This is a genomic window from Pseudoalteromonas sp. SG43-3, assembly GCF_014164385.1.
GTDB classification, from domain to species: domain Bacteria; phylum Pseudomonadota; class Gammaproteobacteria; order Enterobacterales; family Alteromonadaceae; genus Pseudoalteromonas; species Pseudoalteromonas distincta.
Genome location: NZ_JACJFC010000004.1, coordinates 47,035 through 72,728 on the forward strand (window position 1 = coordinate 47,035; position 25,694 = coordinate 72,728).

At 39.2% G+C, this 25,694-nt stretch carries 28 protein-coding genes; 15 read left to right on the plus strand and 13 right to left on the minus strand.

Annotated features, from left to right (window positions below; all coding sequences use genetic code 11):
• Positions 1-8: 8 nt before the first annotated feature.
• Together H5157_RS04685 and H5157_RS04690 are read right to left on the minus strand one after the other, a co-directional pair.
• On the minus strand, positions 9-611 hold the full coding sequence (locus tag H5157_RS04685) for an aminodeoxychorismate/anthranilate synthase component II (RefSeq protein WP_182715310.1): 603 nt from the start codon (positions 609-611) through the stop codon (positions 9-11).
• A 1-nt stretch (position 612) separates the two neighbouring features.
• Positions 613-2,181, minus strand: coding sequence for an anthranilate synthase component 1 (locus H5157_RS04690; RefSeq protein WP_182715311.1), 1,569 nt, complete (start codon positions 2,179-2,181; stop codon positions 613-615).
• A 464-nt stretch (positions 2,182-2,645) separates the two neighbouring features.
• On the opposite strand from H5157_RS04690, the gene H5157_RS04695 reads away from it, so the two are divergent.
• The 5 genes from H5157_RS04695 to H5157_RS04715 all read left to right on the plus strand — a co-directional run bounded on the left by H5157_RS04695 (position 2,646) and on the right by H5157_RS04715 (position 6,241).
• Entirely contained in the window at positions 2,646-3,500 is an 855-nt protein-coding gene (locus tag H5157_RS04695; protein WP_002961577.1) for an RNase RNM, read from the plus strand.
• Positions 3,497-4,117: an L-threonylcarbamoyladenylate synthase gene (locus H5157_RS04700; protein ID WP_002961576.1), complete on the plus strand. Its 621-nt coding sequence runs from the start codon at positions 3,497-3,499 to the stop codon at positions 4,115-4,117. The genes H5157_RS04695 and H5157_RS04700 overlap by 4 nt, the downstream gene beginning before the upstream one ends.
• Before the next feature lie 6 nt (positions 4,118-4,123).
• Positions 4,124-4,960, plus strand: coding sequence for a ScpA family protein (locus tag H5157_RS04705; protein WP_039489969.1), 837 nt, complete (start codon positions 4,124-4,126; stop codon positions 4,958-4,960).
• 146 nt (positions 4,961-5,106) lie between these two features.
• A complete protein-coding gene (locus H5157_RS04710; RefSeq protein ID WP_002961572.1) occupies positions 5,107-5,658 on the plus strand; it encodes a cytochrome b in 552 nt (183 codons plus the stop codon).
• A gap of 1 nt (position 5,659) precedes the next feature.
• Positions 5,660-6,241 carry a YceI family protein gene (locus H5157_RS04715; RefSeq protein WP_182724270.1) on the plus strand — a complete coding sequence of 194 codons (582 nt, stop codon included), beginning with the start codon at positions 5,660-5,662 and terminating at the stop codon, positions 6,239-6,241.
• 84 nt (positions 6,242-6,325) lie between these two features.
• On the opposite strand, the gene H5157_RS04720 is transcribed toward H5157_RS04715, so the two are convergent.
• Together H5157_RS04720 and H5157_RS04725 are read right to left on the minus strand one after the other, a co-directional pair.
• Entirely contained in the window at positions 6,326-7,168 is an 843-nt protein-coding gene (locus H5157_RS04720; RefSeq protein WP_182724271.1) for a transporter substrate-binding domain-containing protein, read from the minus strand.
• A gap of 139 nt (positions 7,169-7,307) precedes the next feature.
• On the minus strand, positions 7,308-7,475 hold the full coding sequence (locus tag H5157_RS04725; RefSeq protein WP_002961566.1) for a hypothetical protein: 168 nt from the start codon (positions 7,473-7,475) through the stop codon (positions 7,308-7,310).
• A gap of 371 nt (positions 7,476-7,846) precedes the next feature.
• Here H5157_RS04725 and H5157_RS04730 point away from each other — a divergent pair, with 371 nt between their 5' ends.
• Positions 7,847-8,398, plus strand: a complete 552-nt coding sequence (locus tag H5157_RS04730) for a hypothetical protein (RefSeq protein WP_182695149.1) — start codon at positions 7,847-7,849, stop codon at positions 8,396-8,398.
• Here the strand turns inward: H5157_RS04730 and H5157_RS04735 are convergent.
• Positions 8,395-9,198, minus strand: a complete 804-nt coding sequence (locus H5157_RS04735) for a hypothetical protein (protein WP_182724272.1) — start codon at positions 9,196-9,198, stop codon at positions 8,395-8,397. The genes H5157_RS04730 and H5157_RS04735 overlap by 4 nt on opposite strands.
• Positions 9,199-9,386: 188 nt before the next feature.
• Between H5157_RS04735 and icd the strand changes: the two genes are divergently transcribed.
• Positions 9,387-10,655: an NADP-dependent isocitrate dehydrogenase gene (gene icd / locus H5157_RS04740; RefSeq protein WP_182724273.1), complete on the plus strand. Its 1,269-nt coding sequence runs from the start codon at positions 9,387-9,389 to the stop codon at positions 10,653-10,655.
• Between the two features lie 12 nt (positions 10,656-10,667).
• Here the strand turns inward: icd and H5157_RS04745 are convergent, their stop codons facing one another.
• The 4 genes from H5157_RS04745 to H5157_RS04760 form a co-directional block, all read right to left on the minus strand.
• The gene (locus H5157_RS04745; RefSeq protein WP_002961558.1) at positions 10,668-11,099 is read right to left on the minus strand and encodes a hypothetical protein; all 432 of its coding nucleotides are present in this window, start codon (positions 11,097-11,099) and stop codon (positions 10,668-10,670) included.
• A gap of 411 nt (positions 11,100-11,510) precedes the next feature.
• Positions 11,511-11,717: a hypothetical protein gene (locus tag H5157_RS04750; protein WP_096792941.1), complete on the minus strand. Its 207-nt coding sequence runs from the start codon at positions 11,715-11,717 to the stop codon at positions 11,511-11,513.
• A gap of 29 nt (positions 11,718-11,746) precedes the next feature.
• Positions 11,747-12,196 (minus strand): N-acetyltransferase, encoded by a 450-nt coding sequence (locus tag H5157_RS04755; RefSeq protein ID WP_182720381.1) that lies wholly within the window; start codon positions 12,194-12,196, stop codon positions 11,747-11,749.
• Positions 12,197-12,278: 82 nt separating this feature from the next.
• Positions 12,279-13,226: a LysR family transcriptional regulator gene (locus H5157_RS04760; protein ID WP_182711345.1), complete on the minus strand. Its 948-nt coding sequence runs from the start codon at positions 13,224-13,226 to the stop codon at positions 12,279-12,281.
• A gap of 381 nt (positions 13,227-13,607) precedes the next feature.
• Here H5157_RS04760 and aceK point away from each other — a divergent pair, with 381 nt between their 5' ends.
• The 3 genes from aceK to H5157_RS04775 all read left to right on the plus strand — a co-directional run bounded on the left by aceK (position 13,608) and on the right by H5157_RS04775 (position 16,721).
• Complete coding sequence (aceK, locus tag H5157_RS04765; RefSeq protein WP_182724274.1) at positions 13,608-15,380, plus strand: bifunctional isocitrate dehydrogenase kinase/phosphatase; 1,773 nt, start codon at positions 13,608-13,610, stop codon at positions 15,378-15,380.
• Between the two features lie 64 nt (positions 15,381-15,444).
• Positions 15,445-16,407, plus strand: coding sequence for a zinc-binding dehydrogenase (locus H5157_RS04770; protein WP_024595341.1), 963 nt, complete (start codon positions 15,445-15,447; stop codon positions 16,405-16,407).
• 62 nt (positions 16,408-16,469) lie between these two features.
• On the plus strand, positions 16,470-16,721 hold the full coding sequence (locus H5157_RS04775; RefSeq protein ID WP_007582532.1) for a DUF2999 family protein: 252 nt from the start codon (positions 16,470-16,472) through the stop codon (positions 16,719-16,721).
• Between the two features lie 81 nt (positions 16,722-16,802).
• Here the strand turns inward: H5157_RS04775 and H5157_RS04780 are convergent, their stop codons facing one another.
• Positions 16,803-17,303 carry a fasciclin domain-containing protein gene (locus H5157_RS04780; RefSeq protein WP_007582534.1) on the minus strand — a complete coding sequence of 167 codons (501 nt, stop codon included), beginning with the start codon at positions 17,301-17,303 and terminating at the stop codon, positions 16,803-16,805.
• 184 nt (positions 17,304-17,487) lie between these two features.
• On the opposite strand from H5157_RS04780, the gene lepB reads away from it, so the two are divergent.
• Positions 17,488-18,138 carry a signal peptidase I gene (gene lepB, locus H5157_RS04785; RefSeq protein ID WP_182724275.1) on the plus strand — a complete coding sequence of 217 codons (651 nt, stop codon included), beginning with the start codon at positions 17,488-17,490 and terminating at the stop codon, positions 18,136-18,138.
• Between the two features lie 181 nt (positions 18,139-18,319).
• On the opposite strand, the gene metG is transcribed toward lepB, so the two are convergent.
• A complete protein-coding gene (gene metG / locus H5157_RS04790; RefSeq protein ID WP_182724276.1) occupies positions 18,320-20,341 on the minus strand; it encodes a methionine--tRNA ligase in 2,022 nt (673 codons plus the stop codon).
• Positions 20,342-20,528: 187 nt separating this feature from the next.
• Here metG and apbC point away from each other — a divergent pair, with 187 nt between their 5' ends.
• Positions 20,529-21,605 (plus strand): iron-sulfur cluster carrier protein ApbC, encoded by a 1,077-nt coding sequence (gene apbC / locus H5157_RS04795; RefSeq protein ID WP_182672240.1) that lies wholly within the window; start codon positions 20,529-20,531, stop codon positions 21,603-21,605.
• Between the two features lie 6 nt (positions 21,606-21,611).
• Positions 21,612-22,196, plus strand: coding sequence for a dCTP deaminase (gene dcd, locus H5157_RS04800; protein ID WP_002959670.1), 585 nt, complete (start codon positions 21,612-21,614; stop codon positions 22,194-22,196).
• A gap of 16 nt (positions 22,197-22,212) precedes the next feature.
• On the opposite strand, the gene H5157_RS04805 is transcribed toward dcd, so the two are convergent.
• Both H5157_RS04805 and H5157_RS04810 read right to left on the minus strand, forming a co-directional pair.
• Positions 22,213-22,998, minus strand: a complete 786-nt coding sequence (locus H5157_RS04805; RefSeq protein WP_182724334.1) for a CLCA_X family protein — start codon at positions 22,996-22,998, stop codon at positions 22,213-22,215.
• A gap of 24 nt (positions 22,999-23,022) precedes the next feature.
• Complete coding sequence (locus H5157_RS04810; protein ID WP_024597610.1) at positions 23,023-23,619, minus strand: tRNA-uridine aminocarboxypropyltransferase; 597 nt, start codon at positions 23,617-23,619, stop codon at positions 23,023-23,025.
• A gap of 137 nt (positions 23,620-23,756) precedes the next feature.
• On the opposite strand from H5157_RS04810, the gene H5157_RS04815 reads away from it, so the two are divergent.
• Together H5157_RS04815 and H5157_RS04820 are read left to right on the plus strand one after the other, a co-directional pair.
• Positions 23,757-24,101 carry an Hpt domain-containing protein gene (locus tag H5157_RS04815; protein ID WP_002959674.1) on the plus strand — a complete coding sequence of 115 codons (345 nt, stop codon included), beginning with the start codon at positions 23,757-23,759 and terminating at the stop codon, positions 24,099-24,101.
• Between the two features lie 366 nt (positions 24,102-24,467).
• Complete coding sequence (locus H5157_RS04820) at positions 24,468-25,685, plus strand: pyridoxal phosphate-dependent aminotransferase (RefSeq protein WP_024597609.1); 1,218 nt, start codon at positions 24,468-24,470, stop codon at positions 25,683-25,685.
• The last annotated feature ends 9 nt before the right edge of the window (positions 25,686-25,694 follow it).

Sequence of the window (25,694 nt, forward strand, 5' to 3'; positions counted from 1 at the left end):
GTCCTCTATTATTTGGCACGTGTTAAGTAAGCGACACTTTGCTGAAGTAGCATTGCGCCGTTTGGCGTCAGTATTGATTCTGGATGAAATTGATAACCCAATGCATTGTCATCATGATGATAAATAGCCATAGGGATATCTTCATACTGGGCAATAACCTTTATATTACCAGGCACTTTTGTTGCCATTAATGAATGGTAACGTGCTACAGGCATTGTATTGCCCATACCATCAAATACAGGATGTTCGCCTAAATTAATAATTGAAGACTTACCATGTACGGTTTCACCCGCGTGACCGATTACTCCGCCATAGCTTTGTGTTAACGCTTGTTGGCCTAAACAAATGCCTAGCATTGGGAAGTGGCCTTTAGAGAGCTCAATAAGCTCCATTAAACAGCCTGCATCGCTTGGTGTGCCAGGACCTGGGGAAAGTACTAATAGTACTTGTCCTTGCTCTTGGCGCATTTTATTAAAAATAACCTCAGCGCTAATGTTGTTTCTGTAAACAACCAGTTCGCAGCCAAGCATCGTCAGCTCATCAACAAGGTTGTATGTAAATGAGTCAAAGTTATCTAAAAAATAGATTTTGATAGGATTTACTTTGCTCATTTTATACCGCCTTATACGTAGATTTTATGGCGGTGATAACCGCTTGTGCTTTAGCGCGAGTTTCGTTTGCTTCTGAAATAGGATCTGAGTCAAACACCACACCGGCACCGGCTTGCACATACGCTTTGTTATTTTTAACAAAAGCTGAGCGAATAACAATACAACTATCCATTGCGCCATCACCAGTTAAGTAACCTACTGCGCCGCCATAACTGCCACGGCGCTTACCTTCTGTTTGACGAACAAGCTCAGCAGCACGAACCTTTGGTGCACCAACAAGCGTGCCCATGTTCATACATGCTTGGTAAGCGTGCAGTGCATCAAGCTCGGGTTTTAGTGTACCAACAACGCGTGACACCAAATGCATTACTTGTGAATAGCGGTCTACTTTTAATAGCTCTTTAGCAAAACGAGTACCTGCAACACTAATACGTGCTACGTCGTTACGGGCTAAATCAACCAGCATTAAATGCTCGGCGCGCTCTTTTTGATCGTTTCTTAGTTCAAGCTCAATACGGCTATCTAGGTCTGGGTTTATTTGCCCATTAGCAAATTTACCACGCGGGCGAGTCCCCGCAATTGGGTATACTTCTACTTGCTTATTACTTACGTCGTACTTAAGGGCCGACTCAGGAGACGCGCCAAATAATGCAAAGTCTTCATCGCGCATATAAAACATGTAAGGGCTTGGGTTTTGCTTTTTAAGCTGACTATACGCATGTAAAGAATCAGGGCAAGGTAGTGAAAATGTACGCGACGGCACTACCTGAAAAATATCACCATCTACAATGTTCTTTTTAAGCTTAACAACTTGCTCGCAATACGTTTCGTCGCTTATATCAACGCTTACTTCACATTCGCCACTTTGCATATCCGCACTAAATTCTGCTGCGTTATCGCACAGCGTATTTAACCGCTCAAGCTCTTTACCTACTTCAAAACAGTTAGCGTGTACGTCTGGGCCGTTAAATACATTACCAATGAGTTCGGTTGTTTGCTTTTGATGATCAATAACAACTAACGTTTCAGCTAAATAAAATACGTAATCTGGGCAGGTGTTTTCGCCATCAGGTACATCACTTAATTGCTCAAAGTTTGCCACCATGTCGTAGGCAAACACACCGCCTAAAAATACCGAAAACGGATTTTCGGTAGTGCTTTGAATACTGTTAATACAGGTACGAAGAGCGCTGAAAGCGTTATCGGCAACAAGCTTACTTGCTTCGTCTATATCGCTGCTGGTGTCTTGGTAGTTAAGTGTAAGCGTTGTGTCGTTTAATTGTGAATCACAGCTCTTAACATTTGCTTGTAAGTAGCTTAATAATTGCTTGCCGTTATTAGATTGTGCGCTAACAGTTACCGTTTTACCCTTACATACAATGCGCAGGGCGCTATCAACTAAAATTAAGCTTTTTACACTGTCTTTAGAATCAATCTCAGCCGATTCAAGCAGTAGTGAGTTAGGCTTATCAAGTGCCGCGTATAATGCAAGAGGGCTACTAATATAGTCGCGTACTTGCGTAATGCTTGTTACTTCGCCTGGTGTGGTAGTTATATGACTAAAAATCAAACCTCATTCCCTCAAAAAATTAAACCCCGCAGTGCTTTTGCAATGCGGGGTTTGAATAACGATATCTAAATTACAAACAGATCATTACCGTCCCGCTATATCAGGCGCCACCACCAACGATGTGTAAGAGTAAGACCGTTATTCATGTTTTTCTGCCTCAAAATTTATTAAATATTTTTAACGTATACGTTTCGTAAAATTTAGTTATAAAAAAACCCGCATAGTTGCGGGTTTTGAATTTTTGCTAGACACGACAATTCATCACCCGAAAATTACGAGTGCCACCACCAAATAGTGTTTAAGTTTGAATTGATCATTTTTGTTAATTCTTAATGTGTCTGAAAGTGGCTACAGTAAAACGTATCTTATGCTTTTGTGTCAAGTGTTTATTTAAAACAATTTAGTCAAAAAAGTTGTTATACTTACATAAACACCAGTAACCCTTAATTTTAAGCAGTTTTCTTTTGATAAAATACGATTTACATAGCCATACTACACATTCAGACGGGCGTTTGACGGTTGAAGAATTATTGCATCGCGCTGTTGATAAAAATATTGATGTGTTTGCTATTACCGATCATGACACTGTGGCGGCTATTAAGCCTGCTCAGCAATTTATTGAAGCAGAAAACTTACCGCTTTCATTAATAACGGGTACCGAAGTGTCTACCAAATGGGAAAGCTTCGAAATTCATATTGTAGGTTTAAATATTGATATTAATAATATTGACCTTACCTCTTTATTATCGGCTCAGCAGCAAAAGCGAGAAGAGCGTGCACTAGAAATTGGCGCACGCCTTGCAAAAAATGGTTTTGATGGCATTTACGAGCAAGCTAAAGAGCTGGCAAAAGACGCGCAAATTACGCGCGCACATTTTGCACGTGCCCTTATTGAGCGCGGTGTAGCTAAAAATTTCCCGGGTGTTTTTAAAAAGTACTTAGGGCGCGGCAAAACAGGCTACGTACCTAGTTGCTGGTGCACCATGCAAACCGCTGTAGAGGCAATACATGCCGCTGGTGGTGTTGCTGTACTTGCTCACCCAAGTAGCTATCAAATGTCAAACAAGTGGCTACGCAAATTATTAGTAGAATTTAAAAGTGTAGGAGGAGACGCAATGGAAGTTGCACAACCTCAACAGGCGCCAAGCGAACGTCAATTTTTAGGTGAACTCAGCCGTGAGTACGAACTACTTTGCTCGCAAGGGTCTGATTTTCATTTTCCGACAAGCTATTTAGAGCTTGGCAAAAATTTATACTTACCGAAAGACTGCCAAGGTGTTTGGCAAGTTTGGGAAGGACAAGAAGGGGCATTAACATGAGTCAATTATTCCATATTCATCCTGATAACCCGCAACCAAGACTGATTAGTCAAGCCGTTGATATTATTAAACAAGGCGGTGTTGTTGTTTACCCAACAGATTCGGGCTATGCCATTGGCTGTAACATTGGTAATAAGCAAGCCAAAGAGCGCATAGAGCGTATTCGTGGTATTGAAAAAAACGATAATTTTACGCTAGTTTGCCGTGATTTATCGGAGCTATCTACTTATGCACGTGTAGATAACCAGCTATTTAGATTAATTAAAAATAATACGCCAGGGCCTTATACCTTTATTTTTAAAGGCACAAAAGAAGTCCCTAAGCGTTTATTAAACGACAAGAAAAAAACCATTGGCATGCGTGTAATTGAACACCCAATTGCTTGTGCGTTACTTGCCGAACTTGGCGAGCCATTAATGTCGTGTTCTTTAATTTTACCCGGGCAGCAGTTTACTGAATCTGATCCGGATGAAATATTAGAGCGATTAGATAAACACGTTGATTTAATTATTCACGGTGGCCATTTAGCCGAGCAAGCAACCACAGTAATCGACTTGTCGGAAGATGAAGTTAAAATATTGCGTGTTGGCTGTGGTGATACAAGCCCGTTTGAGTAATAACAAGTGAGCGAAAGTACTGCTGATACAAAAAGTAGTGAAAAGCCAGTGCAGCAGAAGCTGCCACTGGCTTTTTTGCATGGTAAAGCGGTTGTAGATAAACCAGAAGACTTATATATCCCGCCCGATGCGCTCGAAATAATATTAGAAACCTTTGAAGGCCCGCTCGATTTACTGCTTTATTTAATTAAAAAGCATAAGCTTGATGTGCTCGATCTTTCTATTTTTAGTATTACAGAGCAGTATGTAAGTTATGTTGAAATGATGACCGAGTTTCAACTCGAACTTGCCGGTGAATATTTAGTAATGGCTGCGTTACTTGCACAAATTAAGTCGCGCTTATTACTCCCTGTTCACGAAGAACTTGAAGAGGAAGAAGACCCTCGCGCTGAGCTTATTAAACGCCTGCAAGAATATGAGTTATTTAAAAAAGCCGCCGAAAACCTCGATGATATCCCCCGTGTTGGGCGTGATATTTTTATAGCGCATGCCGCTATGCCAATAAATGAAGACACAAGTCATAACCTCCCTGATATTGAACTTAAAGACTTAATGCTGGCGTTGAGTGATGTTATGGCGCGAGCAAAAACGTTTGAACATCATCAAATTACTGCTGAAGTACTCTCAACCCGAGAGAGAATGAGCCAAATATTACAACAGCTATCGAAAGCAAATTCAGCAGTGGTATTTAATGCGCTTTTTACGCCTGATGAAGGGCGTAGTGGTGTTGTGGTTAGTTTTATAGCCATGCTAGAGCTCATTAAAGAAGGACTTGTTACCTGTTTGCAAGTAAGCCCAGAGAGCTTAATTTATGTCAGCTTGAGCGAGCAATCAACCTTATAAACTTATCTGTTTAATCCTCAACTTCTAAAAACTGACTTTAATTATCAAAGTTCTGTGCGTATACGCACGTAAAGTGTTTGTAAATGCTATTTTCATTTACGGCTATGCACTATATTGTAACGTCATAGCATAATAGGACTTTACACATGTTTAAAAATACACCTTCATCTTACGGACTTGTCGCCATTATTTTACATTGGCTCATGGCGTTGACTATTTTTGGCCTGTTTGGTTTAGGTTTATATATGGTTGAGCTTACTTATTACGATAGCTGGTATAAAGGCTCGCTCGATTTACATAAAAGTATTGGTATTACGCTTGTGGCCGTATTTTTATTTAGAATTTTATGGCGTGCTTTATCTACACAACCTAAACCATTAGGTGAAAGTAAAGGCATGAACCAATTAGCACATACTGCGCATATTGCTATGTATATTATTTTGGCCGTTATAGTTGTTGCAGGGTATTTAATATCAACCGCAGACGGACGTCCAATAGAAGTGTTTACCTTATTTAACGTATCAGCGCTTGATTTTGCATTTGATGACCAAGCCGATATTGCAGGAAAAGTACATTATTATGGCGCGTGCACATTAATCGGGTTTGCAGTATTGCATGCACTAGGGGCGTTAAAACATCACTTTATCGATAAAGATAAAACCTTAATCAGAATGATCAAACCATTAAAGGATGATTAAAATGAAAAAATTATTAGTAAGCACAGCCGTTTCGGCTGCAATGATGTTATCGGCAACAGCCGTTAATGCAGCTGATTATGTAATTGATACAAAAGGCGGGCACGCATCTGTTAACTTTAAAATTAAACACTTAGGTTACAGCTGGTTATATGGTCGTTTTAATACTTTTGACGGCACATTTAGTTACGATGCTAAAAATCCTGATGCATCAAAAATTATGGTAAATATTGATACCACTAGCCTTGATTCTAACCATGCAGAGCGCGATAAGCACCTACATGGTAAAGATTTTTTAAATGTGGATAAATACCCAAAAGCGACATTTAAAAGCACCAGCATTAAATTTGATGAAGATGGTGAAGAGGCTGACGTAACCGGCGAATTTACGCTGCATGGCGTAACTAAAACTATTACCTTTGAAATAGATAAAGTGGGCGAAGGGAAAGATCCGTGGGGTGGATACCGCGTAGGTTTTGAAGGCGAAACCAGCCTTAAACTTACCGACTACGGTATTGATTACAACTTAGGGCCTGCATCTACTCATGTTGATATTATTTTATCAATAGAAGGCGTTCGTAAGTAATACAGTTATTGAATATAAAAACGCCACTTACTGTGGCGTTTTTTTTGCTTAACAGAAACTCAAATTAAGCGACTTTGAATTTGCTTATTTTGCGCTATTAATGCGCGATTTTAATAGAGGCCTTAAATCCTCAGGCAACCAGCGCATAAGTAAATCGTTATAAGCCTGCGTTTTTTTAATAACTTTAAGCTGCTCATTAAGAATAGCGATGTCTTTTGCGCCTTGCTCGTTTTTAGTACAACCAATAAAGCCATAACTGAGCGCTGGAGATTCGGTTAATGGACGCTGCGTTAAGTTTTCTTCAAAGTGCATTGATTTAGCTAAATAGTAATGCTCGCTTGGGTAACCCAGCAAAATATCAATTCGTTTTAGGTTAAGCATATATGTAAGGCTCGCTAGGCTATCGCGTGTGGGTCTAATTACTAAATCAATGTTGGGTGTACTGTTTATTAAAGTATCTATCTCTTGGCCGTAAGAGCGGCTCATAGAAACTCCAAGAGTTAGTTTTTTATCTTGTATTAAATTGAGTAGTGATACTTCTTTTGATTCCGCTATATTTAGCGCTTTGGCCAGCTTTTTATGCATTGCTATTGAAGGCGAGAGGCCTGTTGTTGAGCTTTCGTCTGTGAAATAAATATGCTCTTTTCTGTAATCATTTTTATAAAGCGATAACGCACAAACATTATTTGAAGTATTAGACAGCTCTTGAATTACTTTACCTGAGGGGATAAGCATGCGGTGAAAGGTAATATTAGGAAGTTGTTTTTCAAGTAAAGAAATTATGCTTTCGTCACGGCCTTGGTGTTGATATTGACCATTTAAAATATAATAGGGTGCAAAATCGTGCGCTAGCCAGTTTATGGTTCTAGCATTGCTTATTGAGCTCAGACAGAAAAAAAGTAAGAAAGTTAAAAATATACGGAGCATTACAACAGCTACCAGTAATTATTATTGTAAAACTATTGTAACCAATAAAGGGCTAAAAAGTAAAATGCCAGCAACAAGGCTGGCATAATATCTTATCAATAATTGCAATAATAGAATTGCAATTAAAGTTATATGTTGCTTAGTTAGCTTTTAGCCACTTAACAAACTGGCGTGCATCACTCGCTTTTTGAAATAATGCATTTTTTAAACCTTGTGTATCACTGAAGATTACACGATGTTTGTTTACTGAAATTGATTGCACTGGATGTGCTATTTGGATCATAGACCCGTTATATTTATAAGACATAATAAAACTCACTTTATTCTTGTTATTTATTCTGCGCTATATTTGTATAGCAAATTGCAGTCAATAAATTAACGATGTTGTGTTTAGCTTCATTACAGTGTTGACGATCTTTATGACACTTTTGCGATGATAGTAAAAAATCATCTCGGTATTATTCAAGGGGTTCTCGCCGTACAATAACTTAGCTTTCAAATATACGTTTTGCGGGGCTTACTGGATCAGGGTAAATGGTTAACCGCGGCGGTTTCTTTAAACCAGAGAGGGAAGGTAACTTATATATAAATTGTGTGCAAGCTATTTATTATAAAAATATTTATAATAAATCTTATCAACTGCTTACAAAGCCCATTTTTAGTTACCAAAGGATAAGTATGAATTACCTAATAGTAAGTGATATTTATGGTTTAACCCCTGCTTTAAGTAAGTTATCACAGGCAATTAGTTCAAATTTAGTGATTGTTGACCCATACAATAACAAGATTCAAGCTATTGAAAGTGAACAAGATAGTTATAATAATTTTATACAGCAGTGTGGCCATGACAAATACACGGACAAACTTCTAGAATGCTTTGAGAGTTTAAAAGTGCCGACCACATGTATTGCGTTTAGCGCAGGGGCAAGTGCAGCATGGCGGGCACAGTTATTAACAGGCAATACACACCTTAAAAAGTTAATTGGCTTTTATCCGTCGCAAATTCGTAATTATTTAGCGTTAGATGCAAATGTACCCTGTGAATTCATATTCCCAGAAAGTGAGAGTCACTTTAATGTCGATGAAGTTATTAAAGCTTTAAGCACCAAAGCGGGTGTTAAGTGCTATAAAACCAATTTTTTGCATGGTTTTATGAACGAGTACTCAACCAATTTTAATGCGCAAGGGCTGGTTGAATATAGTAGCTATATAAAACAGAGCAGCCGTTAAAGCGTGTTTAGCTGCTTTTTATTAATATCAGGAAAATCAGTGCGGGTATTATATTTTGCATACAGCGTTGTAAAAACGCTACTGCCGGATAACTTATCTAACTCTTTTATAAAGGTTTTAGCACTGGAGCGAGCGGGTCTACAGCATGTTTGATACTGTTTTAATATACGCGCGACAGATAAACCTTGTTTTTGTAGCTCAATGTCGGCCTGTGCAAAAAAAGCCGCACCCGTCCAATAAACACGTTGTTGGGCGCGTTGTTTCCACATATCGGCAGAGAGCTTATTGAGTGGCTGTGTTTTAGTTTTAGTTTGCAGGCGGGCACGATCAAATCCAGCATTTAAACGTTGTACAAACTGCGGCTGGGTGATTATACCGCTGTCACGCATTATTACGTTTTGCATATAACTGGCAAAACCCTCGCTTAGCCAAAAACCGGAGTAGGGAAGTAGCGGCAAATATAAATGCGAAAGTTCATGGTATAGCGTCCAATCTTTAGTGAATGCATTTAAACTGGCGTAGCGATCTATATGTAGTTCAATCCCATCGGGGTTATTGCGCTTAACTGTAGCCCAAGGTACAGGCTCAAAAGCAAAGTATTGCGGTTTTAAATAAATAGGCAAAGTGGTTTGCTTTAAAGGCCCCAGTGTATTTTGTGTTTTTTCAACACTTTGATTAACCCATGTAGACACCGTATTTTGAGCATTACTTGAGAGCGAGCTAAGGTTATGTATGACTACTTCAGCGGCTAATACGTTAAAAGAGCTGATTGATAGTAGCAGTACAAAAAAGTATTTCATTAAAATGCTCCACTGTAATTTAATAACTGGTACGCCAGGCTTAATATACAAGACCAACTAAATGGATAAATAATCACGCCTAATTCTTTATTTTTTAAAATGATAGTAACTATAAAAGTACAAATACAGACACCTCTAGCTAAGCATGGTTTAATCAATTAATCGTTATTTTAAGTTAGGTTTTAGCCATGACGTATCAGCATATTCAAGTTCCTGAGCACGGCCAAAATATCACTATTGATGCACAAGGACATTGGCAAATACCGTTAGAACCTATCATTGCTTTTATTGATGGCGATGGCGTGGGGCTGGATGTTATGCCGGTGATGCGCCACGTTGTTGATAGTGCAATTGAGCATTGTTATAAAAGTGCACGGAAAATTCATTGGATGCAAGTTTATAATGGCGAGCAGGCAGCAAAGCTGTATGACGGTGACTGGTTTCCACAAGAAACAATTAACGCGGTACGTGCCTGCAAAATTGCCATAAAAGGGCCGTTAACCACACCACTGGGTGGTGGCTTTAGATCGCTTAATGTTGCACTCAGGCAAGAAATGGATTTGTTTGTAAATATGCGAACTATAAAAGGCTTTAGCGCACTTCCTTCTCCTTTAAAAAATCCTTTTTTAACAAACATAACAGTGCTTCGTGATAGCAGCGAAGACGTGTACTCAGGTATTGAGTGGCAAGCAGGGAGTGTAGAAAGCGAAAAAATGCTCGATTTTTTATGTGAGGAAATGGGCGTAACCCGCTTAAGGTTTTCACAAGAATGCGGTATTGGTATTAAAAATATATCTAAAGAAGGCTCTGAGCGACTAATGCGCTTTGCCATTAACTATGCACTTAAAAACGATAGTGAATCATTAACGCTAGTGCATAAAGGCAATGTACTTAAATTTACCGATGGGGCATTTAAGCGTTGGGGGTATGCACTTGCACAAAGCGAATTTAATGCCACTGCACATGAAAATGGGCGTTGGCTGCAAATAGAGCGAGTAAATCAAGCACCTCTAATTATTAAAGAAGTTATAGCCGACAACATGCTGCAGCAATGTTTAATGCACCCAGAGCAATTTGATGTAGTGGTGACGACTAATCAAAATGGTGACTTTTTAGCGGATATGCTGAGCGCACAAGTTGGCGGTGTTGGCATAATGCCTGCTGCAAATTTAAATAGCGATGTCGCATTTTTTGAGCCTACACACGGCACGTTTGAACGTATAGCAGGGCAAAATAAAGCAAACCCCAGCAGTAGTATTTTAAGTGCGGTATTAATGCTTAAATTTATGGGATGGGACGAGGCCGCATTACTAATAGAAAATGCGTTAGAGCAAACATTTAAAAGCGGTGAAGTAACCTTTGATTTAGCGCAAGAGCAGAGCGATAACTCAAGTATTCATAACTCGACAACCTTAACTTGTACTGGCTTTGCAAAGAAGGTTATCGAGCACTTTTAAACACATTCATTATTAAGCTGCTGAGGCAGTTTTTACTCTGTGCATGCAAGGGCGGTTGGTTAACTGCGCTGCACGATGGTAAATCTCATGTGCTTGAGGTTCATCGCACTGCGTACCACTAAGCGTATCCATTAACGCAACAACAATAATTGCAGGAACCTGGCAGCAATATTCGTCTAAAACGGCTTCTGTCGTTTGTGCATCAACATGGCAAAGTGGGTGGTTTTTAAGTTGGTATGCGTTTAGCAATGTATCCACTTCTAATACATCATTTGGTTGGTGCTTTGTTTTACGGCATTTACAACCAAACTCATCAACTAAAGTAGCTAATGCTTGGTAAGTTTCAGTGGTGTTAGTTTTTGCGCATAACTGCTCTTCAATAAACTGATGTAAGTTAGCATCAATAAATAACCCGTCTTGTTGTGTGAAGCTTGATGTTGTCATAATTATTACTCTTAGTTTGTTGGCTTAACTTCACTCTAGCGCTAAGTGTATTATTAATGAAATTGTTGTTTTCAATAACTGACATTGATTTCATCAATAGTAAGTTTTAAAACTAAATAAAAAATAGAAAACATACCTAAATTATACTAATTAATTTGGTGCAGAGCGGTAAAAACGTGCACAAAACTGGAACAAGGGGATTAGTTGATGAGTTAAGGTGGATGCTTAGTTAATTGTTTTTATTGAATTTTAATTGTTTTATGAAGTTGGTACTAAGCTTGCTAATCTTACACTGTAGGTAGACTCCTATATCGACGATTTCCAAAAGCGCCATGGTATTTTCCCAAAGTTGAATACCACGGCGCTTTTTTATTTTCTCGTGTATTTTATTTAGCCGTAACAATAGTAATATTAAATTTTAATAAAGTAGGGAATAGCCACTAAAATAGCGCCTACAATCAACAGCATGCTCACACTGCTCATAAAATACGGAAATACCAATAGCGATAAACCAATGCAAAGTGGCACTACGGTTTTTTTTCTTCGCCCGTAAGTAAGGTAGCCAATACCAATGCCGCCAAACAAAACACTCCACGCAATTATTGATGCACTATCCATTTGTAAATTACCTATTTTGAAATACTGATTTAAATTACGACCGACATAGCCAGCTTTTCAATACCATGTGAAGGGGTCCATCTTTTAAATTCCACGAAGCCATGCTTTTTATATAAATTTATTGCAGGAGTATTAGCAACCGCAGTCTCCACTATTGCATGAGAAAAATCATCCATCGCTAAAACATAACTTATTAGCTTACTTGCGATACCTTTTTTAAAATGACTAGGATCAACGGTTAAACTACAAATATCTAAACACTCGTTGTTTGTATCTACTTCAATAACGGCTGCTAAACATTCATTTTCGCTGTATCCATAAAAGGTTGTTTCTGATTTTTTTATACCTCTAATATTACGCGCTAAAGGAGGAAAGTTATGCGCGCCGATCAGTTTAGCCTCTATAGCATAGGACTTTTGAAAGACAGCAAAAATTATATTTGCAGTATCGTTATTCTTATTATTAAGTTTGTTTATCATTATATTCTTCTAATGAAAGTAAAGCTTGGACAGTATGCGCGATAGTAAAATACCTGGTGCTTGATGTGATGAAAATAATAATTTATCTATCTGCAATCGTTTTAGCAAACGCTAATAACTCACGCCTTAACCATTGGTGCGCTGGCGCATGGTGTAGCAGTGGGCTCCATATCATTTTTACCTCAATAGGCACTATTTGAAATGGCACCGGGCTGATTACCAAATCAGTATGAGAGGTTAATAACTTAGCTTGCCTGCGCGGTAGGGTGGCAATAAGTTGCTCTGATTGGCAAAGCAGGCTTGCAACCATATAGTGGCGAGTGAAAACTCGTATTTTACGGGTTTGTTCTAGTTGCCAAAGCGCTTCATCTACCCAGCCTAATTTTTGCTTTCCTGATTTATTAGTAACAGCGGCTTCAGGCCCCCAGCCGGCACGATTTACCCAAATATGCTCTTTTTTTAAGTAGTCGTCTAACCCTGATTGTTGTAAAAATGTATTTTTAGGATGGGTTAAACAACAGTAATTATCGCGCCAAACACTGGCTTGATGAAACGAGCGTGGCAGGCCATTAAAGCGGTTTATTGCTAAATCTATAGTGCCTTTTTCCATGTCTTGCAGGTTTATGTCGCTTGGACTTAATACATCAAAATTAATACCGGGATTTTTACTAAGCTGCGCAGTTATAAAAGGGGCTATTAAGGTCGACTCTATGTAGTCATTTGCCATTATTCTAAAGGTAACTTCAGCGGTTGCAGGGTTAAATTGCTCACTAGGCTGCGTAATAGCTTCGGCCATTTTTAAGAGCGCCTCAACTTCAGGCTTTAACGCAAGTGCCTTTGCCGTTGGCGTCATAGAGCCTGCGGCACGCACAAGTAGCGGGTCGTCAAATAAATCGCGCAAACGTTTTAATGCGTTACTCATAGCCGGTTGCGTAAGCGCGAGTTTATTTGCAGCTTTCGACACACTTTTTTCATCTATTAACACATTTAAATAAACGAGAAGGTTAAGATCGACATTTCTTATATTCATATGGGCGTGTTGGCCTTTCAGGGTTGAAATTTGTTCAATCTAGGGGCGATTTAATCGCGGCGCGAGGTTTGCCACCTAGTGGGCTAAGTAAAAATCGAGCAACAAAGAGTTAATCGTCCCTAGAAAGAACCCTATGGGCAGTGTGTATTTGGCCTTTATGCAGCGTTAAAGTACATTTATGGGGAGCCACCACACTACATGTACTTTGCCTTGCTTATAAACCAAATACACGGCTGCAAAATTAACCTCGAAAGGTCAATACGCCCAATAAATTCTATTTATATGGTTTATTAATTATCTAAATTAAAGCCTGCTTGCTAAGGTGTAAACAATTAATAAAAAATAACCGCCATAACTGGCATCAATATAAGTGCTGTATTTATGCAAAATAGGCTAACACATCAATCTAATAATACGCTGCAAAACGTTATTGCCAGTAAGCTTGCACGATCTGTTTTTGCTGGATTTGAGGCGATGTTTTCGCAATTTTTAAATATTACACTGGGTGCACAAAGCCGTTTTGAACAACGACAGTACCACAGTGTGCAAAGTGCTATGCGTGAACGTTTACAAGTGTATGAGCGCGAAGTGAAAAACGTGAGTGAAGCCGTGAGAGTTATTGCTTATGCTGAGCTTACTTGCCCGCAAACGTGGCAGTTAGCTAAAAATATTTACGGCGATATGGTACAAAATCACGAAAACAAACCTATTGCGCATACTTTTTTTAATTCAACGTTTGGCGCAATTTGGGACGATAAAAAAATTCGTACTGTGCATTTGTTTGTATTAAAAGCAAAGTATCGTAGTGAGCCGCGCTCTTATGAAAGCTTAGTGAGCAGGGTATCGCTACATAATGGGTTTAATAACGCCGTTAAAACGCTTATCACTAATCAAGTATTTAGAGTGCCGTTTAGTCATTTAGAACTTGATGTAGCCACATTACAAAGTACGTTAATGCAAGGCGCTAAGCAGCAATGCAAACAGGTGTACGAACTTATAAATTTAAACGATGGCTATATTGAATACGCCAACTCATTATTTTTTAGAAACAAAGCCTGTTATTTAATTGGGCGCTGCATTGCTAAAAATGGCGACAATATGCCTTTTGCTATCGCTATTTTAAATACCGATGAGGGACTAAAGCTTGATGCTGTAATGATGGGCGCCGATCAATTAAGTTTATTATTTGGCTTTGCACGCACCTATTTTATGGTTGATACCGATAAGCCCGCTCGTTATGTAGATTACTTAAGTGTGTTAATGCCACACAAACAACGCTTTGAGTTATTTAACGCCATTGGTTTTATAAAGCACGCCAAAACTGAGTTTTATCGGTATAAGGTCGATACGACTAAAAATAGCCCAGCCAACTTCAAGTATGTCACAGCACCAGGGACGCCAGGTATGGTAATGCTGGTATTTACTATTGAAGGGCTAGATTACGTTTATAAAGTAATTAAAGACAAATTTAGTGCGCCAAAAACAGCCACCAAAGCACAAGTGATAGACAAGTATAACTTTGTAAAACAAGCCGATAGGGTTGGGCGTTTGGTAGACACACACGAATTTAGATATTTAGCGTTTGATTTAAGCCGTTTTAGCGACGAGCTGCTTGAGCAGATGAAAAGCCAAATTGGCAGCAGCATAGTTATATCTGGCAAGGCACTCATTTTAAAGCACGTTTATGTTGAGCGTAAAATGACCCCGCTTAATTTATATATTAACCAATGCGATAACAAAACCCTAGAACGAGTAATGCATGACTACGGTAAAGCAATTAAAGAGTTAGCGGGCGCTAATATATTTCCGGGCGACATGCTAATGAAAAACTTTGGCGTAACGCGATGGGGGCGAGTGGTGTTTTACGACTTTGACGAAATTTGCCCACTAACCGATTGCAACTTTAGAGACGTTCCACAAACCCAAAATGCACTCGAAGAGCTAAGTAGTAACTCGTATTTTGATATAGCTGAAAACGATATATTTCCGAGCCAATTTAAGGTGTTTTTTAGTGCCAACGATATTGCGTTTAACTATTTTAATAATGAGCACAGTAACTTGTTTTTAGCGACGTTCTGGCAGGATTGTCAGCAACAAGTACATAATGGTTATCTACCCGATGTTTATCCTTATAAACAAAGTTGGCGCTTTTGAGGTTGTTTGAATCTGTGTTCATCCCCATCTATATGTTATTACAGTTTTTAAACTTGGAGCAACAATGAAATATATTTCTCATGAAGATGGCAATCTTGCATTTAGTGAAACCGAAAAGCCGGTTTTAAAGAGCCATGAAGTACTTGTTAAAGTTGCAGCAATAGGTGTAAACCGTGCAGACAGTATGCAGCGCCAAGGTAAATACCCGGCCCCTGCGGGAGATAGCCCGATTTTAGGTTTAGAATGTGCGGGTACAGTTACTGAGCTTGGAAAAGATGTAGATAAAAGCTGGCTAAACAAGCGTATTTTTACGTTGTGCTCAGGTGGTGCTTATAGCGAATATGTAGCAGTTGATGCAAAACAGCTTATGGAATTACCCGATGATGTAACAATGGCTGAAGGCGCTGCAATAAGCGAAGTGTATTTAACGGCATTTGGCGCGTTATTTGAGCTTGGTAAATTACAAAAAGGGCAAACAGCGCTTATTCATGCAGGTGCTAGTGGTGTGGGCGGTGCAGCAATTCAAATGGCTAAAAGCGCAGGTGCTACCGTAGTTATTACTGCCGGTACGGATGACAAATGCCAACACGCAAAAGAGCTTGGTGCCGATCATGCAATTAACTACAAAACCACTGACTTTGTAGAATATATGAAAGCAAATGAGTTAACAGCAAATGCAATTGTAGATCCTGTTTCGGGTAGTTACTTAAATAAAAATGCCGCTATTGCAGCCATGGATTGCCAAATTGTAATGCTTGCATTTTTAGATGGACGTTTTGCAGAAGTTGATTTTGCGGCGCTTTTACAAAAGCGTATTTCGTTTCATGCCTCAACGCTTAGAAATCGTAGTATTGAGTTTAAACGTCAGGTACGCGACGACTTTGTAGCGCGTTTTTACAACGATATTGCCACTAAAAAGTACGACTTTAACTTGTATAAAACATTGCCTTGGAGCGACGCAAACGAAGCCCATGCTATTTTAGAGCGTAATGAAAACGCAGGAAAAGTGGTTTTACTTGTAGAGTAACTCTTTAATTTTAGGGTTTAGCCCATATACTAAGCCCTATAAAAAACACTTAAGGTTTAATAATGAATCCAATACTAGCAATACTTAAAGAGCACAATGTAAGCGACGAAAAAGTAAAAGCATTGTTTGAAGCGTTTACTCAAAACCCAATGATGGCAATGGCGCTTGTTCAAGAGCTTGGTATTCCGCCAGAAAAGCTACAGCAACTAATGGCAGTCGTGATGACTCAACCGCATCTTATTAAAGAAGCGACTGACGAACTTGGTTTAGATTTTGAAAAAGTAAAAGAAGCGAAAGAAAAACTAAATCAATAATTTGTTATGTCATGAAACAAAAATAAATAAAAAAGCATAAGTATTTACTTATGCTTTTTTAGTTGGCTTATTCTTTTATGACTACTCTTTTGGAAGTAGTACTGTGTCGATAACATGAATTACGCCGTTGCTTGCTTTTACATCAGCTTTTACAACTTTAGCGTCATTTATCATTACGCCCATGCTGTCGGCTTTAACCATAACTGATTGGCCTTGTAGTGTTTTCGCACTATCTACCTTCATTACATCGGCTGCCATCACTTTTCCAGACACTACGTGATAAGTTAATACCGCCGTTAGCTTATCTTTGTTTTCAGGCTTGAGTAACATTTCTACAGTGCCTTCAGGTAATTTAGAAAATGCAGCATCTGTTGGTGCAAAAATAGTAAAGGGTCCTTTACCTTGCAGTGTTTCAACTAAACCTGCGGCTTTAACAGCAGCAACAAGAGTAGTGAACGAACCATTTTCAACGGCTACTTCAACAACGTCTTTTTTCATACCATGATGATCAGCATAAGCCATTGTAGTAAATCCAAGGCTTGCAGTTGTAAACAATAATGCAGTAGTAATTTTCTTAAACATTTTATTTTTCCTTTAAGTTAATACCCGTTGGTTTCGTTAAATGTTACGACGCTCTAAATTTAATCGATCAATTAAAATTAGTAGTCAACATGTTTTGTTACATCATTGATTGAACTGCAGCTAAATAGCAAAGTCATATAAACAGTTACTTAATTAAAGACTTGTTCAATTGAAGGGAATAGGCATGAAATTAGTTTATAAGTTTTGGAAAAATAACCGCTCTCTTATCGTATTTATTGCACTGATGAGCGTATTTAGAAGCGCTGTAGCCGATTGGTACGAAGTGCCAACAGGCTCAATGAAACCAACAATTCAAGAAGGTGACAGAATACTTACCGATAAAATGGCCTACGATATTCGTGTCCCATTTACGCATATAAAACTACTTAAACTAGCGGACCCACAAACCGGTGATATTATTGTTTTTGACTCACAAGCTGCCGATAACCGTTTAATTAAACGTGTAATTGGTGTGCCAGGAGACACCGTTGCGCTTGAAAATAATGAGCTCATTATTAATGGTAAAAGACTTAATTATGCAGATCAGCAAAGCAACATAGACTCGCTTGATAAAATCGAAGATTTAAACGGATTAGCGCATTCGATAAGAGTGGCAAATATTCCTTCACGTTTATCGGGCTTTGACGCAATTACAATTCCTGATGATTATTATTTAGCAATGGGCGATAACCGCGACAATAGCGCTGACTCGCGTGTAATAGGTTTAATTCCGCGTAATGAGTTATTAGGAAAAGCAGAGCGCGTTATAGTCTCACTTGATTACGATAACTATTACCTACCAAGAAAAGACCGCGTATTGAAAAAGCTCAATTAAAAAAGATGATTAATTTTATAGTTAAAATATAACTGCCTATTTAGGCAGTTTACTTATATATTTTTTTACAAGCTTGGTAAGAACACTACGTTCTTGTTCGGTATTTAATATACGACTAAACATTAATTTTGCCCATAAAAAAACCGCTGACATATCAGCGGTTTTTATAGTATGAGTAATATTACATTACGCGCATACCAGGCTCTGAGCCGTCATCTGGGTTAAGAATATAAATTTCTTTTCCGCCAGGGCCTGCTGCTAATACCATGCCTTCAGACATACCAAAGCGCATTTTACGAGGCTTAAGGTTAGCAACCATAACGGTTAGCTTGCCTTCGATATCCTCAGGTGCGTAAGCTGATTTAATACCCGCAAACACTTGGCGAGTTTCGCCGCCTAAATCAAGTGTTAGCTTAAGTAGTTTATCTGCGCCTTCTACGTGCTCTGCTTTAGCAATTTTAGCTACGCGTAGGTCTACTTTTGCAAAATCATCGAACTCAATCTCGTCGCTAATTGGCTCTTTTGCAAGCGGGCTGTTAGGGTCAATTGTTACTTTTGGTGCTAAGCTTTCTTTAGATTCTTCAACCATTTTGTTCACTTTATCCATTTCAACACGTTGCATTAACGGTTTAAATTTATTGATAGGGTGGCTTACTAGTGCATTTTGAACGCCGTCCCATGCAAGGTCGTCATTTAAAAACGCTTGTACGTTGTCTGCCATTCCTGGTAGCACGGGTTTTAAGTAAGTAATTAAAACGCGGAACAAGTTAAGACCAAGAGAACACACTTCGTGTGCTTCTTGTTGCTTAGTTTCGTCTTTAATTAATACCCAAGGCGCTGCGCCATCAATAAATTGGTTTGCTTTGTCGGCAAGCGCCATTATTTCGCGAATTGCGCGGCTGTAATCGCGGTTCTCGTAGTGTGTTGTAATGCTCGGTGCAGCCGCTTGAAACTCAGCTAACAGCTCTGGTTGCATAATGGTGCTGCTTAGTTTGCCATCAAACTTTTTAGTAATAAAGCCAGCACAACGGCTCGCTATGTTGACTACTTTACCTACTAGGTCTGAATTTACGCGCTGTGCAAAGTCTTCTAGGTTTAAATCCAGATCAACAATACCGCTGCTTAATTTTGCTGCGTAGTAGTAACGTAAGTATTCTGGGTTTAAGTTATCTAAATAAGTACGCGCTTTAATAAACGTACCCTTTGATTTAGACATTTTTTCGCCATTCACAGTTACAAAACCATGAGCGAATACGTTAGTTGGCTTTCTAAAATTAGCGCCTTCTAGCATTGCTGGCCAAAATAAGCTGTGGAAGTAGATAATGTCTTTACCAATAAAGTGATAAAGCTCTGCGTATGAACCTTCAGCCCAAAACGCATCAAAGTCGAGGCCTTTTTCGTCACATAGGTTTTTAAAACTCGCCATGTAACCAATAGGTGCATCTAACCAAACGTAAAAATATTTGCCTGGTGCATTTGGGATTTCAAAACCAAAATAAGGTGCGTCACGGCTAATATCCCACTGTTGCAAGCCATCGGTAAACCATTCGTCTAGCTTGTTAGCCATTTCTTGTTGAATAGTTCCCGAGTGTAACCACTCTTTTAGCATGCCTTCAAATGCTGGCAGGTCAAAAAAGTAATGCTCAGAATCTTTAAGTACAGGCTCAGCACCTGACATTACAGAACGCGGGTTAATAAGTTCGGTAGGGCTGTATGTAGCACCACACGAATCACAGCTATCGCCGTTTTGGTTTTCAGACTTACACGTCGGGCAAGTACCTGTTACAAAGCGGTCTGGTAAGAAAATACCTTTTTCTGGATCAAATAATTGCGAAATAGTGTGCTTTTTAATATGACCGGCATCGTTTAGGCGGTTATAAATAAGTTCGCTTAATTCTTTGTTTTCTTGGCTGTGGGTGCTGTGGTAGTTATCAAATTTGATATTAAAGTCAGCAAAGTCGCGTTGGCGCTCTATGCTCACTTGTTTTACCATTTCTTCAGGCGTGATCCCTTGCTTTTGCGCATTAAGCATAATTGGCGTGCCGTGGGCATCGTCTGCGCAAACATAATAAGCTTCGTGGCCTTGTAGTTTTTGAAAACGTGACCAAATATCAGTTTGAATATATTCCAATAAATGACCTAGGTGAGTAGGGCCATTTGCATAAGGTAATGCGCTGGTAATCAGGATCTTTCGCTGCGTCATAATCATTCCGAATTGAGGATAAAACGCCGTTTTTATTATACAAACGGCAATTATCATTAATTTATCTACAAGCTATCTGCTTAGAGTGCGCACAGCTTATGGATTTTTATTAATTGACTGGTGTTAATGCCCTGAATGTTACATAATTCCGTGGCACTTTTCATCAAAGAAACGCTATTTAATTGCTATGTTTGGACTGTCGAAACTATTCTCTTCTAAATCGGTGCAAAAACAACCGATTATAACTGCCTTAGCGGCATATCGTAGTGCGGCTTTTGCCGTCGGTATTGACGAAAGCTTCATTGATACTATTACTCAAAATGACGATAAATCACTACACATTAAATTAACTCTGCCATTTGCTGGGCAATCAGAAATGCCTTTAGTTGAGCAACACGTAAGTGAAAGCTTAAATGTGCCTGTAACAATTAGCGCCAAGGTTATCATTAGAGAGGCGGCTAAGTTTAAGACGATTAAACATATTGTACTTATTGCCTCAGGCAAAGGTGGGGTAGGTAAGTCGACTACTGCTGTTAACTTGGCAGGCGCGCTTAAAAATGAAGGCGCAAAGGTGGGTATTTTAGATGCTGACATTTATGGCCCATCTATCCCAATGCTTTTAGGATTAGTGGGCGCAGAGCCCGTCACTAAAGATAACAAACAGCTACAGCCTTTTGATGCAAATGGCATTAAAGCGCAGTCAATTGGCTTTTTAGTTCCAAGCGATGATGCCACGGTATGGCGCGGGCCAATGGCGTCAGGCGCGCTGAGCCAGTTACTTAACGAAACCGATTGGGGCGAGCTTGACTACTTAATTGTTGATATGCCACCGGGCACCGGTGATATTCAGCTTACAATGAGCCAAAAAGTACCCGCTAGCGGCACTGTTATTGTCACTACACCGCAAGATTTAGCGCTAGCCGATGCGCAAAAAGGCATTGCTATGTTTAATAAAGTAAACGTACCGGTGCTTGGCTTAATAGAAAATATGAGCCACTACATTTGCACTCACTGTGGTGAAGCTAACCACGTTTTTGGTAAAGACGGTGCACAAAAACTGGCGCATAAGCACGGCGTGCCTGTACTTAGCCATATTCCACTTGCAATAGATATACGCGAGTATTCTGAGCAAGGTAAACTTATTGCAAGCGATAACGATGCCTCAATAAGCAAAACATACAGCGCAGCAGCAAGGTTAATAGCCAGCACGCTTTATTATCAACAGCATCACAATGCAATTGAAATTGTGATTACGGAAGATTAATAAATAATGAGACTTTCAGACACACATATTAAAGAATACTTAAGCGATGGCCGCATAGTTATTGAGCCTGCACCAACGAGCGAGATGATTTCAGGCGTGACTGCCGATTTACGCTTGGGTAATAAATTTAGAACGTTTAATGCGCATAACGCGGCATACGTCGATTTAAGTGGTCCAAAAGATCAGTTAAATAAGGCCATGGAATCGATCATGAGTGAAGAAATAGTGCTTGATGAAGGTGAAGCATTCTTTTTACACCCAGGTGAACTTGCACTAGCTATTACCCATGAAAAAGTCACTCTACCAGCAGATATAGTAGGTTGGTTAGATGGACGCTCATCGCTTGCGCGTTTGGGGTTAATGGTGCATGTAACCGCGCATCGAATAGACCCAGGCTGGAGCGGCAATATCGTTTTAGAGTTTTACAACTCAGGTAAATTACCACTGGCACTACGCCCGCTGATGAAAATTGGTGCTATGAGCTTTGAAATGTTATCGGGCCCGTGTGAAAACCCATATAATATTCGTAAAGATGCAAAATATAAAGATCAAAGCAGCGCAGTAGCAAGTCGTATTAGTGACGATAAATAATCACCAAATATAGGCATTACTCGTCCATTCTATGAAGCGCATAACCCAGTAGTTCAAAATAGTGGTTAAGCGCTTCATTTGCTTTATTGATATGCTCACTATTTGGGTATATTAAATTACTACTTTTTAAGCCTCCCACCAAAAAACTATTTTTTATATATGTGTGGCCTTCAATACAGGCTTCAAAACACCGTGCTGCAAGCTCTTCTGGCATGCTCATATAATTCATATTGTGGGCTTTATCGTGTTCTATACACGTTTGTACAAAGTTATTTGCATCAATACCATCTTCATCTAGAAATACATGTTTATAAAAACTGTTCAAAGCATTATTAAGTGGATGCGATAAATTAGGCGTGTTTGAAAGCCACAATTTTGAGGCAAAGCCAAATTGTGGTTTTGTTGCAAATAAGTGCTCGCTTATATGATGGTCAAACGCATGAAACCATTCATGAGCAAGTGCACCACCGCCTGCATTTTTTGCAAGAGCAAGTGTTTGAGAGGCTGCATTATAATGCGCTTGCACGCCTTTTTGACCACCATGGCCAAATGCAAAGTTAAGCTTCCCGCGCAGGCCAATTGCTTTAGGTGGTAAATGCAGTATTTGCGCAAGGTCGGCCAGTGCATCGTAAATTAAATTGGCGCTAATGTAGTGCTCTTCTTTAGTTACCCATTTACCAACGACCATTGACCTAAAGCCGAAGGTATCTCTTATATCGCTAAAGTCGACTTGGTCGTCAAAGCGATAGTCGGGTCCTTGGCGAGTAAAGCCACGTTTTAGTCTGTTAGGGTAGTTACGCATTGCAAGTTTCATATAGTAACGAATTTAATCTAAGTAACGTGCTTTTACGTGCTCAGGCATGTGTTGGGTTTGTTTTTGTATTAATTCATTTAGCGCATTATAAAGTGGTGCGGGATTTAGCTGCTCTATTAAAAACAAACTATGCGCTACAGCTTCAAGTGTGGATAGGCTGTCGGCCCGAGGAGCTTTACGAATAGCATAACGATTTTTAGGTAGCTGTTTAAAACTGACCGTTTTAAATTGATTTAGTAATGTGGTGAGCTGCAAAATTTTGTAGACTTTTTTCCATGTACCATCAACCACGATTAAATGGGTGATGTTTTTTACATTTGGCTGCTCAGTGTTATCGTCTAAATTTACAGCGTGTTCGTTAGGGTAGAGTAAAACAGTTGAGCTTACTGGCAGTGTTTTTAGTATGGAAAAGTCATCATTATTTTCGCCTTTGATTATTTGGCAATCAGTTAGGCATAAATTGAGTAGTTTAGCGGTATTTTTTGCTATTTTTTCTTCACTCGGGTGCTGTAGAATAATAACCGTAACTTTGTTGTTTATATTTGTAATTGCGTTGCAAATACAGGTGTTTATTGAAAAGTTACAATGATTACAAAGTGTGCGTGCCATTTAATAAACTTTTTGTTGCCAGTATGATCCTCGCAATTATACATTTATAAGGCAATTAAGTTGGTTTTTTTTACGCATCAATATAAAGTAGTACTATTAAACTGTAACTTACATGGATTGTTTTAAGGGCTTAAAATATGACAGAAATAAATATTGATACATCAGCATTAGAGAGTATGGAATCGTTATTGGGTGAGCAGTTTGCTGATACACTTGATTTTTGCTGCTCAGAGTTTGAACGTTTGGGCTCAGAAGTGTTAGCAACCATTGGTAAAGATAAAGAAGCAGCTATTCGCCACTCCCATAGCTTAAAATCGAATGCGGCGCAGTTTGGAGCTTCAAGCCTTGCTGAAGTATCGCGTGTTATTGAACAAAATTTAAACCTAGATAACTTAGCTGAAGCTATCGACGCATCTAATAGCTTAATGGCTCAAGTAACAGGCTCTCAAGCTAAGCTAAATGAATGGTTAGCATCTCGTTAATTATTGACGCTGAAACGTGAATTTATTTCAGTATTAAGCACCTAAATTGACTGGCATTTTACGCCTTTACTAGGTTAGTCTAAAGACTCACTAGGGCGTGTTGATCTTTCGGGATTGAATTTGCAACGAGTGTCTGGTTTTTAGGTTAGGCAGAGCCTATGCAGTGTGGTTTTCCACATAAATAGGCGATAACAACACATAAAATCCAAACACGCATTGCCCAGAGGGTTCTTCCTAGGGGCTATTTTCTCTTTGTTACTCAATTTTTACTTAGCCCACTAGGTTACAAATCTCGCGCCGCGATTAAATCGCCCCTAGGTTGAACAAATTTAATCCATAAAGTCAATACGCCCTAAAGAGGTAAAAATGTCTGATATTAAAAAGAGTCACAAATTAGAAGGTGTATGTTATGACATTCGTGGGCCGGTTTTAGCACAAGCTAAAAAAATGGAAGACGAAGGTCAAAAAGTATTAAAATTGAATATAGGTAATCCAGCTGCTTTTGGTTTTGATATGCCAGAAGATATGCACCGCGATATTATCCGCAACTTATATTCAGCCCAAGGTTACTGTGACTCTAAAGGCCTCTATTCAGCCCGCGTGGCTATTTATCAGCACTACCAACAACGTGGATTACATAATTTAGATGTAGATAGTATCTATATTGGTAATGGCGTAAGCGAACTTATTCAGATGATCACCCAAGCGCTATTAAATAATGGCGATGAAGTGCTTATTCCAGCTCCAGATTATCCACTTTGGACTGCTTCTGTCACATTATCGGGTGGTAATCCGGTGCATTATTTATGTGATGAAGAGCAAGATTGGTTTCCGGATATTGCAGATATAAAAAGCAAAATAACGTCTAAAACTAAAGCTTTGGTATTAATTAATCCTAATAATCCGACAGGTGCGGTTTACAGTGACGATTTGCTAATGCAATTAATTGATATAGCGCGTGAACATAAACTGCTGTTATTGAGCGATGAGATTTACGAAAAGATTTTATACGATGGTATAACGCATACTTCAATCGGCTCACTGTGTGATGATGTACCAATCATTACTTTTAATGGTTTAGCAAAAACCTACCGTGCAGCGGGGCTAAGAATGGGGTGGATGGTTCTAAGCGGTCGTACCTCGGTAATGGATGATTTACGCAAAGGTCTTGAAATACTTTCATCTATGCGTTTGTGCGCCAATGTACCTGCGCAATATGCAATTCAACAAGCGTTGGGCGGCGTGCAATCAATTGATAATTTAATTAACCCAGGCGGGCGCTTATACGAGCAGCGCGATATAGCATGGCGCGGGTTAAACGCTATTGAAGGCATTAGTTGTAAAAAACCTAAAGGCGCGCTTTATGCGTTTGCCAAAGTAGATACAGCACTTTTTAACGTTAAAGATGATGAAAAGATGATGTACGATTTGCTAAAAGCCGAAAAAATATTACTTGTACATGGCAGGGCGTTTAATTGGCCCGAGCCGGATCATTTTAGATTGGTATTTTTACCAAGCAAAGATGATTTATCGGATGCGATGTTAAAAATGAAGCGTTTTTTTAAAGACTATCGCCAAGTATAGTTATTTAAA

What these genes read in the sequence shown, in the direction of transcription:
- H5157_RS04735 (WP_182724272.1), bottom strand. Translation starts at nt 9,198, where the DNA reads ATGAAATACTTTTTTGTACTGCTACTATCAATCAGCTCTTTTAACGTA.
- H5157_RS04750 (WP_096792941.1), bottom strand. Translation starts at nt 11,717, where the DNA reads ATGGATAGTGCATCAATAATTGCGTGGAGTGTTTTGTTTGGCGGCATT.
- apbC (WP_182672240.1), top strand. Translation starts at nt 20,529, where the DNA reads ATGTTTGGACTGTCGAAACTATTCTCTTCTAAATCGGTGCAAAAACAA.
- H5157_RS04760 (WP_182711345.1), bottom strand. Translation starts at nt 13,226, where the DNA reads ATGAATATAAGAAATGTCGATCTTAACCTTCTCGTTTATTTAAATGTG.
- H5157_RS04770 (WP_024595341.1), top strand. Translation starts at nt 15,445, where the DNA reads ATGAAATATATTTCTCATGAAGATGGCAATCTTGCATTTAGTGAAACC.
- icd (WP_182724273.1), top strand. Translation starts at nt 9,387, where the DNA reads ATGACGTATCAGCATATTCAAGTTCCTGAGCACGGCCAAAATATCACT.
- metG (WP_182724276.1), bottom strand. Translation starts at nt 20,341, where the DNA reads ATGACGCAGCGAAAGATCCTGATTACCAGCGCATTACCTTATGCAAAT.
- H5157_RS04815 (WP_002959674.1), top strand. Translation starts at nt 23,757, where the DNA reads ATGACAGAAATAAATATTGATACATCAGCATTAGAGAGTATGGAATCG.
- H5157_RS04820 (WP_024597609.1), top strand. Translation starts at nt 24,468, where the DNA reads ATGTCTGATATTAAAAAGAGTCACAAATTAGAAGGTGTATGTTATGAC.
- H5157_RS04780 (WP_007582534.1), bottom strand. Translation starts at nt 17,303, where the DNA reads ATGTTTAAGAAAATTACTACTGCATTATTGTTTACAACTGCAAGCCTT.
- H5157_RS04775 (WP_007582532.1), top strand. Translation starts at nt 16,470, where the DNA reads ATGAATCCAATACTAGCAATACTTAAAGAGCACAATGTAAGCGACGAA.
- H5157_RS04710 (WP_002961572.1), top strand. Translation starts at nt 5,107, where the DNA reads ATGTTTAAAAATACACCTTCATCTTACGGACTTGTCGCCATTATTTTA.
- H5157_RS04810 (WP_024597610.1), bottom strand. Translation starts at nt 23,619, where the DNA reads ATGGCACGCACACTTTGTAATCATTGTAACTTTTCAATAAACACCTGT.
- H5157_RS04730 (WP_182695149.1), top strand. Translation starts at nt 7,847, where the DNA reads ATGAATTACCTAATAGTAAGTGATATTTATGGTTTAACCCCTGCTTTA.
- dcd (WP_002959670.1), top strand. Translation starts at nt 21,612, where the DNA reads ATGAGACTTTCAGACACACATATTAAAGAATACTTAAGCGATGGCCGC.
- H5157_RS04720 (WP_182724271.1), bottom strand. Translation starts at nt 7,168, where the DNA reads ATGCTCCGTATATTTTTAACTTTCTTACTTTTTTTCTGTCTGAGCTCA.
- aceK (WP_182724274.1), top strand. Translation starts at nt 13,608, where the DNA reads ATGCAAAATAGGCTAACACATCAATCTAATAATACGCTGCAAAACGTT.
- H5157_RS04685 (WP_182715310.1), bottom strand. Translation starts at nt 611, where the DNA reads ATGAGCAAAGTAAATCCTATCAAAATCTATTTTTTAGATAACTTTGAC.
- H5157_RS04715 (WP_182724270.1), top strand. Translation starts at nt 5,660, where the DNA reads ATGAAAAAATTATTAGTAAGCACAGCCGTTTCGGCTGCAATGATGTTA.
- H5157_RS04700 (WP_002961576.1), top strand. Translation starts at nt 3,497, where the DNA reads ATGAGTCAATTATTCCATATTCATCCTGATAACCCGCAACCAAGACTG.
- H5157_RS04805 (WP_182724334.1), bottom strand. Translation starts at nt 22,998, where the DNA reads ATGCGTAACTACCCTAACAGACTAAAACGTGGCTTTACTCGCCAAGGA.
- lepB (WP_182724275.1), top strand. Translation starts at nt 17,488, where the DNA reads ATGAAATTAGTTTATAAGTTTTGGAAAAATAACCGCTCTCTTATCGTA.
- H5157_RS04725 (WP_002961566.1), bottom strand. Translation starts at nt 7,475, where the DNA reads ATGTCTTATAAATATAACGGGTCTATGATCCAAATAGCACATCCAGTG.
- H5157_RS04755 (WP_182720381.1), bottom strand. Translation starts at nt 12,196, where the DNA reads ATGATAAACAAACTTAATAATAAGAATAACGATACTGCAAATATAATT.
- H5157_RS04745 (WP_002961558.1), bottom strand. Translation starts at nt 11,099, where the DNA reads ATGACAACATCAAGCTTCACACAACAAGACGGGTTATTTATTGATGCT.